Consider the following 14,891-nt stretch of genomic DNA (forward strand, 5'->3'; position numbering starts at 1 on the left):
GACGATCCGGGCGGTCGGTCCACGACTCGCTACGGTGAGGCGACGGGCCGATTCCCGGCCCGACCGTGACCTTTGGGGGGAATCACATGACCATCACGCGCGCCTCGGCCGCCTTCGGCGCTCTCGCCGCCGCCGCTCTGCTGCTGGCCGGATGTTCCGGAGGGGCCTCTTCGGATGCCGCGCCGACGACCGCGGAATCCACCGCTCCGAGCCCCGTCTCGTCGAGTCCCGCGCCCGCCGCCTCGGCCGCCGCAGACGGTGACCAGTCGAAGCAGGACGCGTGCCAGATTATCATCACGTCGTTCAACGACGTCACCGAGGCCAGCGGTGAGATCAACACCTCCGATCCTCAGGCGGCCGTCGACCGGTTCAAGGAGATCGCGACGAAGGTGCAGGGCGACTTCTCGCAGATCACCAACGCCGACATCGCCCCGGCCGCGCAGAACGCGAGCGCGACGCTCAACCAGTACGTGACCTTCCTCGAGGGCGTCATCGCCGATCCGAGCACCGCGAGCGGGCTGAGCGAGCAGGTCACGGCACTGCAGGAGAGCTTCACGCAGGCCGGGACGGTCTGCGCCGGCTGATCTGACACGGCACCGGACGCGAAGAGGGTGGGGCTGCGGCTCCGCCCTCTTCGCGTCACTCGTCGGGAGCGGCGTCGGAAGCCTCGTCCGCCGCTCCGCCGTCGAGAGCGGCGGGACCCTGCTCGACGAGGATGCGGAACTGCGCAGCGTCGAGGATGCGCAGCCCCAGCTCCTCGGCCTTCGCGAGCTTCGAACCGGCACCGGGACCCGCGGCGACGAAGTCCGTCTTCTTCGACACGCTGGAGGCGGCCTTCCCCCCGGCGGCGAGGATGGCCTCCTGGGCCCCTTCGCGCGTGTAGCCCTCGAGTGAACCCGTGGCGACGACGGTGAGCCCCGCGAGCACTCCCCCGGCCGCCGCGGCGGCACCGGGTCCGGGGTGTCCGGGGATCGCGAAGCGTACTCCCGCGGCCTGCCAGCGCTCGACGATCTCGCGGTGCCAGTCGACCTCGAACCAGTCGATCACCGCATCCGCGATGATGCCGCCCACGCCCTCGACGGCCGCGAGCTCTTCGCGTGACGCCGCGCGGATGGCATCCAGCGACCCGAACCACTGCGCGAGAGCGCGGGCCGCGACCGGGCCCACGTGGCGGATGTTCAGGGAGACGAGCAGGCGCCACAGGTCTTTGGTCTTGGCCTTCTCGAGCTCGGCCACGAGCTTCGTCGCCTGCTCCGAGGGGCGCACCTCGCGGAAGTCCTTGCGGATGCCGCGTCGCCGGCGCTCCGCCGGGTCGAGGTCTTCGGTACCCGGCGGGTAGGTCGCGGGGCCGAGCTTCTGAAACGGGGCGCGGCGCACGAGCTCGCCCGTGTCGGGGTCGACCTTCCGCTCGCCGGTCTCGGAGTCGCGGACGACGACCTCGATGGGCACCAGCTCGTCGATGGTGAGGTCGAACAGACCGGCCTCGGTGTCGAGCGGCGGCCGCTCGGGCACCTCAGGCTGGGTCAGGGCGGCGGCGGTGACCTCGCCCAGGGCCTCGACGTCGAGGGCGCCGCGCGAGCCGATGTGCTCGACGCGTCCGCGCACCTGCGCGGGGCACGAGCGCGCGTTCGGGCACCGGAGGTCGATGTCTCCCTCTTTCGCGGGGCGCAGCGGCGTTCCGCACTCGGGGCAGTCGGCGGGCATGACGAACGCCCGCTCGGTGCCGTCGCGCAGCTCCACGACCGGGCCGAGCACCTCGGGGATGACGTCGCCGGCTTTGCGCAGCACGACGGTGTCGCCGATGAGAACGCCCTTGACCTTGACGACGTCCTGATTGTGGAGGGTCGCCTGTCGCACGACGCTGCCGGCGACCTTGGCGGGCTCCATCACCGCGAAGGGCGTCGCCCGCCCGGTGCGCCCCACCGACACGACGATGTCGAGCAGCTTCGTGTTGACCTGCTCGGGCGGGTACTTGTAGGCGATGGCCCAGCGCGGCGCGCGACTGGTGGCGCCGAGCTCGTCGTGGAGCGCCAGTTCGTCGACCTTGACGACGACGCCGTCGATCTCGTGTTCGACGTCGTGTCGGTGCTCGCCGTGATGGGCGACGAAGTCGAGCACCCCGTCGATGGTCGACTCGACGCGGCTGTAGGGCGAGGTCGGAAGACCCCACGACTTCAGCAGGTCGTAGATCTCGCTCTGCGCCGCGACCGGCGGGTCGGGCCACGCGCCGATACCGTGCACGTAGAGCGCGAGCGAGGCGATGCGCTCGAGACCCGCCTCGAGTTCGAACCCGCTCTTCTTCTCGATCTGCTGGCGGAGCCCGCCGCTGGCGGCGTTGCGCGGATTGGCGAACGCGGGAAAGCGGCGCGCAGCGGCCTGCTCGGCCTTCTCTTCGTCGAAGGCCCTCCCGCCGCGGCGGCCCGCGGCGCGCTCGCGCGACTCGGCGACGGCCCGCTCGCGGTACTCGCCCTGCAGACGGTTGAGGTTCTCGAACGCCGCGACGGGGATGAACACCTCGCCGCGCACCTCGACGAGGGCCGGGTGGCCATCGCCGGACAGTTCGCGCGGGATGCCGGACACCCGCAGGGCGTTGTCGGTCACGATCTCGCCGACGCGGCCGTCCCCGCGGGTCGCCGCGGAGGTGAGCACGCCGTTCTCGTAGCGCAGGTTGATCGCGAGGCCGTCGATCTTCAGCTCGCTCAGCCACTGCACGGCCCGCCCGGCCGCGGCCTGCGTCTTCACGGCCCAGTCGCGCAGCTCGTCGGGTGAGAAGACGTTGTCGAGGCTCAGCATCCGCTCGGCGTGCTCGATCGTGACGAGTTCGGTCGCCTCGGCGGCGCCGACGGACTGCGTGGGGCTGTCCTGCCCCTGCAGCTCGGGGTACGACCGCTCGATCGCCTCGAGGCGGTGCATCCAGCCGTCGTAGGTGGCGTCGTCGACGAGCTCGGCGTCGCGCCCGTAGTAGGCGTCGCGCGCGTCGACGATGCGCTGCGTCAGCTCGGCCGCTTCGGCGCGCGCCTCGTCGAGGGTCAGATCGGGAAGCTGGTCGTGCTCGGTCACGGGTCCAGCTTAGGGAGGGGGTCCGACATCGCCGCGGGCCTTGCCGGCTCTCCGTCGCGGGGCTCGCGGCACGGATGAGGTCGTGTGGCGCGCGCAACGGGCTCAGACCTCGACCGGAACCGCCGACACCGTGCGGTCGATCGTGAACTGGCCGATCACGCGCGTCCCGTCGTAGAGCACGGCGGTCTGCCCCGGCGCGACGCCGTCGAAGGGCGTCTCGGGACGCACCGTCAGCACACCGTCCTCGATCGCGGCGGACGCCGGCACGGGCTCGGCGTGGGCGCGGATCTGCACGTCGCACGCGAACGACGCCGTGGCGGGCGCGCGCCCCGCCCACGTGAAGCGCTCCCCGGCGATCTCGCTGCAGGCGAGGGCCTCTTTGGGGCCGACCACGACGGTGTTGTTCACCGGCCGCACCTCGAGCACGAACCGCGGCTTGCCGTCGGCGGCGGGCACGCCCAGCTGCAGGCCGCGACGCTGGCCCACGGTGAACGCGTGCGCGCCCTCGTGCGTCCCCACGACGGCACCGGTGCGGTCGAGGATCTCCCCGCGCTGCGCACCCACCTTGTCGGCGAGCCATCCGCGCGTGTCGCCGTCGGGGATGAAGCAGATGTCGTGACTGTCGGGCTTGTGCGCGACGGTCAGGCCCCGCTCCTCGGCCTCGGCCCGCACGAGCGCCTTCGACGGCGTCGACCCCAGGGGGAAGTACGTGTGAGCCAGCTGCTCGGAGGTGAGGACGCCGAGCACGTACGACTGGTCCTTCGCGTTGTCGGAGGCGCGGTGCAGCTCGCGCCCCTCGGGGGTGTCGACGAGGGTGGCGTAGTGCCCGGTGCAGACCGCGTCGAAGCCGAGCTCGATCGCGCGCTCCAGGAGGGCGGCGAACTTGATCTTCTCGTTGCATCGCATGCACGGGTTGGGCGTGCGTCCCGCGCGGTACTCGGCCACGAAATCGTCGATCACGTCGTCGCGGAAGCGCTCCGAGAAGTCCCACACGTAGAACGGCATGCCGAGCTTGTCGGCCGCGCGACGCGCGTCCATCGCGTCCTCGATCGTGCAGCAGCCGCGACTGCCGGCGCGCAGAGTCCCTCCCGCGCGCGACAGCGCCAGGTGCACGCCGACGACGTCGTGGCCGGCCTCCACGGCGCGGGCCGCCGCCACCGCGGAGTCCACTCCCCCGCTCATCGCCGCCAGAACTCGCATCGTCCCAGTCTACGAACGCCCCGCTGAGCGGGCGCCGGATGCCACCGCCCGCGCGTGGGCCTCGGGCAGGCGGGCGAGGACCGCGTCGACGTCGGCGTCGGTCGAGGTGCGACCCAGGGTGAACCGCAGCACCGACCGCGCGGCGCGGTCGTCGAGTCCGAGCGCGAGCACCACGTGCGAGGGCTCGGCGACGCCCGCCTGGCACGCCGAGCCGGTCGAGACGGCCACCCCCGCCATGTCGAGCAGGAACAGCAGCGTCTCGCCCGCGGCATCCGGGAACAGCACGTGCGCGTTGCCCGGCAGGCGCTCCTCGGGATCGCCGAGGAGTCGTGCGTCGGGGATGGCCGAGCGGATGCCGCGGACGAGGCGATCGCGCAAGGCGGCGAGGCGCACGCTCTCGTGCGCGCGCTCCGCCTCGGCCGCGCGCGCGGCGGCGGCGAAGGCGGCGGCACCGGCGACGTCCTGCGTCCCCGCGCGGAGCCCGCGCTGCTGGCCTCCGCCGTGCACGAGCGGGGTCAGGGCCGCGTGCCGGGAGACGACGGCCGCCCCCACGCCGACCGGCCCGCCGACCTTGTGCGCCGAGACCGACAGTGCCGCCAGTCCTCCGGGCTGCGCGCCCGACCCGCGCCACGCGGCGAAGTCGACGGGGATCTGCCCGAGCGCCGACACCGCGTCGAGATGGAGGGGAACGCCGGCAGCGGATGCCGCGGCGGCCAGGGCGGCGGCATCCTGGATCGTCCCGACCTCGTTGTTGGCCACCAGCGCCGTCGCGAGCGCCGCACCCGGGAGGGCGTCGGCGAATGCGGAGGGTTCGATGCGCCCGAGGGGGTCGAGGCCCACGCGGCGCACGGCCGCGCCCTGGGCGGCGGCGAGCCAGCCGACGACGTCGAGCGTGGCGTGGTGCTCGCCGTCGGGGAGGACCACGGCGTCGGACCCCGCGGCGCGCGACCACCAGAGCCCCTTCAGGGCGAGGTTCGCCGCCTCGGTGCCGCCCGAGGTCAGCACCACCTCGATGCTCTGACAGCCCAGGACGTCGGCGAGGACGTCGCGGGCGTCCTCGAGCAGACGACGGGCGTCCTGCCCCGCCCCGTGGATCGACGAGGGGTTGCCGAGCACCTCGTGGGCGGCGACCCAGGCCTCCCGCGCCTCTGCGCGAAGAGGCGTCGTCGCTGCGTGATCGAGGTAGACCCGCATCCTCGCCCTCCCGGTATCGGCACTCGCCTTCACTACCCTAAGACGCATGGTCCGACCCGAGACTGCCCTGCCCGCACGCGTTCCCGACCTGCCGGGGCTGCTCAGCCCCGCGCTCGACGACCTCGGCGTCCGCCTCGGACCCGACGGCGGCACGCTGCGCGTGTGGTCGGGGTCCGCCGACGCGATGCAGGTGCTCGTCTTCGACGAGGTCGACCTCGACTGGGCCACCGAGACCATCACGATGACCCCGGTCGGCGGCGGCGTCTTCGAGGCGACCACGCCGCTGCTGCGCCCGGGCGCGCGCTATGCGATCCGCGTCGGCGGACCGCACGGACCGGGACACACCTTCAACCCGCAGTCCCTGCTCATCGAGCCGTACTCGCGGGGCCTGGTCTCGGGCAGTTTCGGCGACTGGCGCTCGGTCGTCGTCGACGGCGCGTTCGACTGGGGATCCTCGACCAAACCCCGGGTGCCGATGGACCGCACGGTCATCTACGAGGGTCACGTGAAGGGCCTCACCAAGCGGCATCCGCACATCCCGCCCGCCCTGCACGGCACCTACGCGGGCCTCGCACATCCGGCGATGATCGAGCACCTGCTCTCGCTCGGGGTCACGAGCGTCGAGCTGCTCCCCGTGCACGCCTTCGCGACCGAGCCGCGGCTGCTGCAGCTGGGGCTGACGAACTACTGGGGGTACAACTCCCTGAACTTCTTCACCCCGCACGCGCCCTACGCGACGGCGGCCAGTCGCGCCGAGGGACCCGACGCGGTGCTGCGGGAGTTCAAGGGCATGGTCAAGCTCCTGCACGAGGCGGGGCTCGAGGTGCTGCTCGACGTCGTCTACAACCACACCGCCGAAGAGGGCATCGGCGGCCCGCGCACGAGCCTGCGCGGCATCGACAACAGCGCCTACTACCGTCAGACGGCCGAGGGCGTCTACATCGACGAGACCGGCTGCGGCAACGCGGTGAACACCTCGACGGATGCCGCGGGCCGGCTCGTCCTGGATTCCCTCCGCTACTGGGCGGAGGAGGTGCAGATCGACGGGTTCCGCTTCGACCTCGCCGTGACGCTCGGCCGCGACCGTCACCACTCCTTCACGCCCGACCACCCTCTGCTCGCGGCCATCCGCGACGACGAGCGACTGGCGGGGACCAAGCTCATCGCCGAACCGTGGGACGTCGGAATGGGCGGGTGGCAGACCGGCAACTTCGGCCCGGGCTGGCTGGAGTGGAACGACCGGTACCGCGACCGGGTGCGCAACTTCTGGCTCAGCGACATCGACTACGCCCGTCGCGCCGACACGGCCCCGGTGGGCGTCGGGGGCTTCGCGACGCGCCTGGCGGGATCGTCGAACACCTTCAGCGAGGAGCGGGGGCCGCTCGCGAGCGTCAACTTCGTCACGGCGCACGACGGCTTCACCCTGCGCGACCTCGTGTCGTACGACGTCAAGCACAACCTCGGCAACGGCGAGCAGAACCGCGACGGCGCCGACACGAACCGCTCGTTCAACCACGGGGCCGAGGGGCGCACCGACGACGAGCGCGTGCTCGCCACGCGGCGAAAGGCCATGCGCAACCTGCTGGGGACGCTGCTGCTGTCGGCCGGGGTGCCGATGCTCACCGCCGGCGACGAGATGGGCCGCACTCAGCGCGGCAACAACAACGCGTACTGCCACGACTCCGCGCTCACCTGGTTGTCGTGGGATCTCGCTCCCTGGCAGGAGGACCTGTTCGCCCACACGCAGCGGCTCCTCGCCGTGCGTCGCGAGAATCCGGCCCTCCGCCCCAAGCGCTTCGCCCGTCTCGGGGAGCGTATCCCCTCGGCATCCGTCATGGAATGGTTCGACGAGCACGGGGAGACCATGTCGAGCGAGCGGTGGAACGATCCGGCCCACCGCACGCTGCAGTACCTCGCGACCTCGACGCCCGAGGACGAGGAGCCGAACCGCGTGCTGCTGGTGGTGCACGGCACCGAGACCGACGTCGACATCGTCCTTCCGCCCCTCGACGACGAGGGCGCGGGGTCGTACGTGCAGCTGTGGTCGAGCGCCGACGAGAGCCCGACCACCGACGCGGTGCGCCACGCCCCCGGCGACGCCGTGCCCGTCGCGGGTGCCTCGATGCTCCTGTTCCGCGTCGAGTAGCCGGCGCGCCCTGTCAAGGCCGCGCGAAAGGTGACGGCGACGTCGGCGGCCCGCGGTAGGTTCGGACCGTGGCCACCACGACGACTCCTTCGCCCGAGCTGCCCTGGCGCAGCGCCGCCTCGATTCCCGTGCGTCCGGTCAAGCCGACGCCCACCTCACGCAGCGTGGTCACCCCGCGCATCCCGATGGCGCTGCCGCATCCGAGCGTGCCGGGCGGACGGTTCCGCCCCTCCGCCTACCTCGGCGAGGCCGTGCCCTTCACCGTCACCGCTTTCCGCGAGGGCCACGACCGCATCGGCGTGCAGGTGCGCCTGTTCTCCCCCTCGGGCGACGAGTCGTTGCACCGTCTCAGCCCCCTGAACGACGGGTTCGACCGGTGGTCGACCCTCGTCGCCCCGCTCGAGCAGGGCGTGTGGCGCTTCCGCTTCGAGTCCTTCGCCGACGATTTCGCGACCTGGGAGCACGCGGCCGAGGTCAAGATCGCGGCGGGCGTCGACACGGCCCTCATGCGCGAGATGGGCGCTCAGCTCTTCGACCGCGCGCGCGGCGAGAAGAAGCGCCCCGGCAGCGACAAAGACGTGCTGTACGACGCGGCTCGCGCCTTGCGCGACCCCGGGGTGCACGACGACACCGCGCTGCAGATCGTGCGCGACCCGGCCATCGCCGCCCTCTTCGAGGCGCGGCCGATGATGGGTCTGGTCTCGGTCGGCAAAGACGCCGAACTGCTCGTCGAACGCGAGCGCGCCGGCGTCGGCGCCTGGTACGAGTTCTTCCCGCGGTCCGAGGGCGCGACCCGCGGCGACGACGGTTCGGTGATCAGCGGCACGTTCCGCACCGCCGTCGACCGCCTCCCCGGTGTCGCCGACATGGGCTTCGATGTTCTCTACCTGCCGCCGATCCACCCGATCGGCGTGACCAACCGCAAGGGCCCCAACAACACCCTCGTCACGCAGCCTGGAGACCCCGGCTCGCCGTGGGCGATCGGTGCCGCCGCGGGCGGGCACGACACGGTGCACCCCGATCTGGGCACGCTCGACGACTTCCGCGCCTTCGTCGACGCCGCTCGCGCGGCGGGCATCGAGGTCGCCCTCGACCTGGCTCTGCAGGCCTCGCCCGACCACCCCTGGGTCGCCGAGCACCCCGAGTGGTTCACGACCCTCCCCGACGGATCGATCGCCTTCGCCGAGAACCCGCCGAAGAAGTACCAGGACATCTACCCGGTCAACTTCGACAACGACCCCGAGGGCATCCGCGCCGAGGTGCTGCGCATCGTGCGCCACTGGATCGCGCAGGGCGTCACCATCTTCCGCGTCGACAACCCGCACACGAAGCCCCTGCAGTTCTGGGAGTGGCTCATCGCCACCGTCAGCGCGGAGGAGCCCGACGCCGTCTTCCTCGCCGAGGCGTTCACCCGCCCCGCACCGCTGCAGGGGCTGGCGATGGCCGGCTTCCAGCAGAGCTACACGTACTTCACGTGGCGCAACACCAAGGAGGAGCTCGAGGAGTTCCTGGGCGGCCTTGCGCACGAGACCGACGACTTCCTGCGCCCCAACCTCTTCGTCAACACCCCCGACATCCTCACCGAGTACCTGCAGTTCGGCGGTCGACCGGCCTACAAGATCCGCGCCGCGATCGCCGCGACCGCGGCCCCCACCTACGGGGTCTACGCCGGGTACGAGCTGTTCGAGAACGTGGCCCGGCCGGGTTCGGAAGAGAACATCGACAACGAGAAGTACGAGTACAAGTTCCGCGACTGGGCGGGCGCCGAGGCCGCTGGCGACTCGCTCGCCCCCTACCTGCACATGCTTAACGCCGCACGGCGCGACCACCCCGCGCTGCGACAGCTGCGCAACCTGCGGGTGCACTGGAGCGACGACGACGCGATCCTCGTCTACTCGAAGCACCTCGACGCCGCCCTCAGCCCCACGGGCGTCGCCGACACGGTGATCGTGGTCGCCAACGTCGACCCCCACTCGGCCCGCGAGACCACCGTCCACCTCGACACGACCGTGTTCGGCGTCGAGCCCGGCGCGTCGTACGACGTCGAAGACCTCGTGACCGGCCAGGTCTGGACCTGGGCCGATCACAACTTCGTCCGCCTCGACGCCTTCAGCGAGCCCGTGCACATCCTGCACGTCAAGGAGACCCGATGACCTCCCTCTCCCCCGAGATCCTCGACGCCGTCGCGCACGGCGCCCACCACGACCCGCACAGCGTGCTCGGCGTGCACGAGACGGCCGACGGCTGGGTCATCCGCTCGCGGCGGCCCCTCGCCTCGACGGTCGTCGCCGAACTCGCCGACGGAACCTCCGTCGATCTCGAGCACGTGCGCGGCGGGATCTGGGAGGCCCCCGTGGCCACCCACCCGGGCGCCTACGTCGTGCGGGCGTCCTACGACGGATCGGAGCACGCCTCCGACGACGGCTACCGGCACGCCCCGTCGATCGGCGAACTCGACCTCCACCTCATCTCCGAGGGGCGTCACGAGGAGCTGTGGCGCGTTCTCGGTGCGCACGTGCGCGAGCTCGACGGTTCGAGCGGCACCGCGTTCACGGTCTGGGCGCCCGATGCCCGCGCGCTGCGCGTGATCGGCGACTTCAACGGCTGGGACGGCACCGGCAGTTCGATGCGCTCGATGGGCGGCAGCGGAGTCTGGGAGCTCTTCATCCCCGGCATCGGCCTCGGCACCCGCTACAAGTTCGAGATCCTCACCCGGGGCGGACAGTGGATCGAGAAGGCCGATCCGATGGCGCGCCTGGCCGAAGTGCCCCCGGCCACCGCGTCGGTCGTGACCGACTCCGCCTACGCCTGGGCCGACGACGCGTGGATCGACGAGCGCTCCCGCACCGCGCCGATCGACCGGCCCATGTCGATCTACGAGCTGCACCTCGGCTCGTGGAAGCAGGGCCTGTCGTACCGCGACGCCGCCGACGAGATCATCGATTACGTCGGTGCGCAGGGCTTCACGCACGTCGAGTTCCTCCCGCTCGCGGAGCACCCCTTCGGCGGATCGTGGGGATACCAGGTGTCGGGCTACTACGCCCCCACGAGCCGCTTCGGCTCCCCCGACGACCTGCGCTACCTGATCGACCGCCTGCACCAGGCCGGCATCGGCGTGATCATGGACTGGGTCCCGGGGCACTTCCCCAAGGACGACTTCGCCCTCGCCCGCTTCGACGGCGAGGCGCTTTACGAGCACCCCGATCCCCGCCGCGGCGAGCACAAGGACTGGGGAACGCTCATCTTCGACTACGGCCGCAACGAGGTGCGCAACTTCCTCGTCGCGAACGCGCTGTACTGGTTCGAGGAGTTCCACGTCGACGGCCTGCGCGTGGATGCCGTGGCATCCATGCTCTATCTCGACTACTCCCGCAACGACGGGGAGTGGGCCCCCAACCAGTTCGGCGGCCGGGAGAACCTCGAGGCGATCCGCTTCCTGCAGGAGGTCAACGCGACCTCGTACAAGCGCTACCCGGGCATCGCCCTGATCGCCGAGGAGTCCACGAGCTTCCCGGGTGTGACCGCCCCGACGAGCCACGCCGGTCTCGGCTTCGGGTTCAAGTGGAACATGGGCTGGATGAACGACTCGCTCCAGTACATCGGGCGCGATCCGATGTACCGCTCGCATCACGAGGGCGAGCTGTCGTTCTCGTTCGTGTACGCGTTCAGCGAGAACTTCATCCTCCCGATCAGCCACGACGAGGTCGTCCACGGCAAGGGCAGCCTCTTCGGCCGCATGCCCGGCGACCACTGGCAGAAGCTCGCGAACATGCGCGCGTTCCTGGCCTACATGTGGGGGCACCCGGGCAAGCAGCTGCTGTTCATGGGCCAGGAGTTCGGCCAGATGTCGGAGTGGTCGGAGTCGCGTTCGATCGACTGGTGGATGCTCGACCAGCCCTCGCACCGACAGCTGCACGACTTCGTTGGCGAGTTGAACCGTGTATACAAGGAGCAGGCGGCGCTTTGGTCGCGGGACCACGACGGCGCCGCGTTCTCGCGCCTGGGGGCGCCGGCATGGAACCCGAACGTGCTCGCGTTCGCCCGCCGCGACCACCACGGCAACACCGTCGCCGTCGTGTGCAACTTCTCGGGCGTTCCGCTCACCGACTTCCCCCTCGACCTGCCGGAGTCCGGCACGTGGACCGAGGTGCTCAACAGCGACGCCGAGGCGTTCGGCGGCTCCGGTCAGGGCAACCTCGGCGCCGTGACCACCGACGGACGCGGCAGCGCCACTCTCACCCTCCCGCCGCTGGGCGTGCTCTGGCTGCACCACCGCGCGGGCGCCTGACCCGGTAGCGCACGAGGCCCGTCCCTGCGGGGGCGGGCCTCGTGCGTTCGCCGGGCGGAACGCGAACGGCCCCGCTCCCCTCGAGGGGCGGGGCCGTTCATCGTGGCTCAGAAGAGGAGGGATGCCAACCGCGCACGCGCGCGGATCACGCGGGCGTCGTCGTCCCCCACGATGCCGAACAGCTCGAGAAGCCGCTCGCGCACCGGGGCTCGCTCGTCCGACGGGAGCGCCGCGAACAGGTCGAGCAGTCGACCGAACGCGTCGTCGACGTGACCGCCCACGACGTCGAGATCGGCGACGACGAACTGCGCGTCGACGCCCGTGGACTCGGCCGCGGCCGCGGCCCGCGCCGCCTGGAGGTCGACGCCCTGCACGCGGTCGAGCAGGCGCACCTGACCGAGGCCGGCGCGCGCGTCGGCATCCCGCGGGTTCTCGGCGAGGGCCTTCTCGTACGCGGCGATGGCGCGGGCGTAGTCACCCTCCTCGATCGCCGCGAATGCCTCGGCGTGCAGCGGCGGAAGCGGGGGTTCCTCCGCGGGCGCGTTCGCGGCGCCACCCTCGACGGGGACGGTTCCCGTCACCCCGTGCTGGGCGGCCAGCTGCAGGAGTTGAGCGAAGACGTCGCGCACCTGCTGCTCCGGCACCGCGCCGGTGAACAACGGCACCGGCTGGCCGGCGACGAGGGCGAGCACCATCGGGATGGACTGCGCGCGGAAGCCCTGAGCGAGCTGCGGGTTGGCGTCGACGTCGACCTTGGCGAGCACGAGGCGACCCGCCAGCTCCGTGACGACCTTCTCGAGCACCGGGCTCAGCTGCTTGCAGGGGCCGCACCATTCGGCCCAGAGGTCGATCACGACGGGGACCGTGCGCGAGAGCTCGAGCACCTCGCCGAACGTCGCGTCCGTGACGTCGAAGACGAGCGGCAGGGCGCCGGCCGGCGCCGCGCCGTCGACGGGCGGAGCGGCGGGCGCCGCGGGGGCGGCCGGGCGGTTGCGCAGCGACGAGAGGTCGACGGCGCCGCGCATCACGGAACCGGGGGCGGGAGTGCTCACGGGGACACCTTCGCTTCAAGGAGACTGGAACGGTAGCCGAGCAGGCGGATCTTGTCGTCGGAACCCTGGCTGGGCACGTAGAAGAAGACCTGGTCGGAGTAGGTCGTGGTGAAGCCCGTCGCGGACTGGTCGACCCCGGTGAGGGCCTTGACCGCGGGGTTGTTGTCGAGCTTGATGACCGCGTCGGCATTGGTCGGCTTGGCGGTGTCGCTCTCGTAGACGTTGACCGCCACGATCGCGCCGGTGTCGAGCGTCGCGAGCGCGATCGGCGTCGCGGGACCCGCCGAGGCGGCGAAGCTTATCTCCGCGGTGCCGGCACCCGTCTGGTTGAGCTCGTCGGTGCGCTTGGTCTTGTTGTCCTGGATCGCCGACAGCAGCAGGTCGTTCGCGGTGTCGAAGAGGGGCGCAGACGTGCTGTTCTCGCCGTTGTTGATGATGTCGGCGTACGCGGCCGCCACCTTCTCGGGGGCGAGGGTGAGGAACGACGAGTCCGGCGGCACCTGCGTCGCGCCGACGTAGGGGGCGGCCAGTTCGGGCAGGTTGGTGGACGCCTCCAGGTTGCCCACGTAGGACGCCTTGTAGTCGTCCCAGGGCGTCTCCTGCGTCATCATCATGATCGTCGTGGTCGGGGTGGCGGCATCCGCCGACTCCACCACCGTCATGAGCGAGCGCGGCCACGAGCCGGTGGTCTGCGGCAGCGTGATCTGCACCGGCTCCGACGGGATCGCCGGGAGGGCGGGACGATCGGGAAGGGCAGCGCGCAACGTGTAGTTGGTCGCCCGCTCGGCCAGCGCGGGGCCCGACAGACGCTGGGCGGCGGCGTTCTGGTCGAGGGCGGCGTCGGCGGCCGCGACCGTGTTCGATACGCGCGTCACGATGCGCTTGGCCTGCGCCTCGGTGACCGCGGGAGGGAACTGCCCCTCCGGCACGACGACGGTCGGGGTGGGCGTCGGGGTCTCCGAGGCCGCGAACTGCGGCCAGGCGTCCGCCGAGCATCCCGCGAGCAGCGCCACCGACACGCCCAACGCGGGGACGGCGACGAGGGCACGGCGGCCGCGCGAACCCGAGGATCGGCGCGAGGGGCTCTCGCTCACCACGCCCTTGGCCGCGGCATCCGATTCGGCGATCGAGATGGGCTCGGTGACGGGGAGCGGCAGGCCCTTGCGGCGCGGGCGGCGCGAACGGCGCACGTGACGGATGCCGAGGAGGTAGAGCACGAGGCCGGCGAGCAGTGCGATCCCGCCGCCGACGATCAGCGGGCCCGCCCAGGGCGTGGAGTCGTCGATGGGCCACGTCACGCTCACGTTCGCGGGGGCGGGCGCGGTGCCGTCGGAGGCGACCAGGACGCTCATGTCGCTCGGGAGCTGCAGGGTGGTCGACAGGGAACCCGTCTGCTCGAACTCGTCGAGCCAGAGGTCGTTGTCGATCGGGCTGCGTCCGCCCGTGGTGGTGGCGGACGCGGGGGTCACCGTCGGCGCCTGGTCGGCGGTCTGGACCTCGCCCTCGCCGTTCACGGTCACCGCGGTGTAGTTCACGTCGGCGAGCCACGCCTTGAGATCAGCGGTGCGACCGTAGGAGAGGAACACGGCCCCGTCGCCCTCGACGCGCAGAGTCTGCGCGCCCGGGACGCTCGTGAGCACCGAGCCGTCGATGAGGGTGTAGGCCGAGGCTCCCTCGGTCTGCACCGCCTTCGTGGTCTCGGACGGCCCCTGGAAGACCGTGCGCTGGGCGATGCCGGCACCGATCATGGCGGCGGCGATGACGAACGCCACCACGGCCCAGACGAATCTCACGCTTCACACCATCCCCACCGGCAGCTCGGGCGCCACCGAAGAATCGACGTTTCAGACTATCCGAGGGCGGCTGAAAGTTCGCGGCGAGGCTCGTGGCTCGCCGCTGCGGCGGCCTGCGGTCACTATCCTGACGAGACGGGCACGCTCGCCCGGCTGAG

Annotated in this window: 9 protein-coding genes; 4 read left to right on the top strand and 5 right to left on the bottom strand. The window is 71.6% G+C overall.

Features of this window, described 5'->3' with window-relative positions; translation table 11 throughout:
* Window positions 1-86: 86 nt before the first annotated feature.
* Complete coding sequence (locus AB1K56_RS17480; RefSeq protein ID WP_371206700.1) at window positions 87-584, top strand: hypothetical protein; 498 nt, start codon at window positions 87-89, stop codon at window positions 582-584.
* A 55-nt stretch (window positions 585-639) separates the two neighbouring features.
* Here AB1K56_RS17480 and ligA read toward each other — a convergent pair whose 3' ends face one another.
* The 3 genes from ligA to AB1K56_RS17495 form a co-directional block, all read right to left on the bottom strand.
* Window positions 640-3,060 (bottom strand): NAD-dependent DNA ligase LigA, encoded by a 2,421-nt coding sequence (gene ligA / locus AB1K56_RS17485; RefSeq protein WP_371206701.1) that lies wholly within the window; start codon window positions 3,058-3,060, stop codon window positions 640-642.
* Window positions 3,061-3,162: 102 nt separating this feature from the next.
* On the bottom strand, window positions 3,163-4,260 hold the full coding sequence (mnmA, locus tag AB1K56_RS17490; RefSeq protein WP_371206702.1) for a tRNA 2-thiouridine(34) synthase MnmA: 1,098 nt from the start codon (window positions 4,258-4,260) through the stop codon (window positions 3,163-3,165).
* Window positions 4,261-4,269: 9 nt separating this feature from the next.
* Window positions 4,270-5,454, bottom strand: coding sequence for a cysteine desulfurase family protein (locus AB1K56_RS17495; protein ID WP_264630945.1), 1,185 nt, complete (start codon window positions 5,452-5,454; stop codon window positions 4,270-4,272).
* A gap of 46 nt (window positions 5,455-5,500) precedes the next feature.
* Here AB1K56_RS17495 and glgX point away from each other — a divergent pair, with 46 nt between their 5' ends.
* From glgX to glgB, 3 genes are all read left to right on the top strand, one after another.
* Window positions 5,501-7,600 carry a glycogen debranching protein GlgX gene (gene glgX / locus AB1K56_RS17500; RefSeq protein ID WP_371206703.1) on the top strand — a complete coding sequence of 700 codons (2,100 nt, stop codon included), beginning with the start codon at window positions 5,501-5,503 and terminating at the stop codon, window positions 7,598-7,600.
* Window positions 7,601-7,785: 185 nt separating this feature from the next.
* Window positions 7,786-9,753, top strand: a complete 1,968-nt coding sequence (locus AB1K56_RS17505; protein ID WP_371206732.1) for a maltotransferase domain-containing protein — start codon at window positions 7,786-7,788, stop codon at window positions 9,751-9,753.
* On the top strand, window positions 9,750-11,888 hold the full coding sequence (gene glgB, locus AB1K56_RS17510; RefSeq protein WP_371206704.1) for a 1,4-alpha-glucan branching protein GlgB: 2,139 nt from the start codon (window positions 9,750-9,752) through the stop codon (window positions 11,886-11,888). Before AB1K56_RS17505 ends, glgB begins: the two co-directional genes overlap by 4 nt.
* Before the next feature lie 107 nt (window positions 11,889-11,995).
* Here glgB and AB1K56_RS17515 read toward each other — a convergent pair whose 3' ends face one another.
* Together AB1K56_RS17515 and AB1K56_RS17520 are read right to left on the bottom strand one after the other, a co-directional pair.
* Complete coding sequence (locus tag AB1K56_RS17515) at window positions 11,996-12,940, bottom strand: tetratricopeptide repeat protein (RefSeq protein ID WP_371206705.1); 945 nt, start codon at window positions 12,938-12,940, stop codon at window positions 11,996-11,998.
* Window positions 12,937-14,733, bottom strand: a complete 1,797-nt coding sequence (locus AB1K56_RS17520) for a glycosyl transferase (protein ID WP_371206706.1) — start codon at window positions 14,731-14,733, stop codon at window positions 12,937-12,939. Before AB1K56_RS17520 ends, AB1K56_RS17515 begins: the two co-directional genes overlap by 4 nt.
* Between the last annotated feature and the right edge of the window lie 158 nt (window positions 14,734-14,891).

The sequence above is a fragment of the Microbacterium sp. BWR-S6Y genome, from assembly GCF_041379845.1.
In the GTDB taxonomy this organism is placed as follows: domain Bacteria; phylum Actinomycetota; class Actinomycetes; order Actinomycetales; family Microbacteriaceae; genus Microbacterium; species Microbacterium hydrothermale.

Excerpts from the sequence above, each read along its gene's own strand:
- AB1K56_RS17480 (WP_371206700.1), top strand. The coding sequence starts at position 87 with ATGACCATCACGCGCGCCTCGGCCGCCTTCGGCGCTCTCGCCGCCGCC.
- mnmA (WP_371206702.1), bottom strand. The coding sequence starts at position 4,260 with ATGCGAGTTCTGGCGGCGATGAGCGGGGGAGTGGACTCCGCGGTGGCG.
- AB1K56_RS17495 (WP_264630945.1), bottom strand. The coding sequence starts at position 5,454 with ATGCGGGTCTACCTCGATCACGCAGCGACGACGCCTCTTCGCGCAGAG.
- glgX (WP_371206703.1), top strand. The coding sequence starts at position 5,501 with ATGGTCCGACCCGAGACTGCCCTGCCCGCACGCGTTCCCGACCTGCCG.
- AB1K56_RS17505 (WP_371206732.1), top strand. The coding sequence starts at position 7,786 with ATGGCGCTGCCGCATCCGAGCGTGCCGGGCGGACGGTTCCGCCCCTCC.
- glgB (WP_371206704.1), top strand. The coding sequence starts at position 9,750 with ATGACCTCCCTCTCCCCCGAGATCCTCGACGCCGTCGCGCACGGCGCC.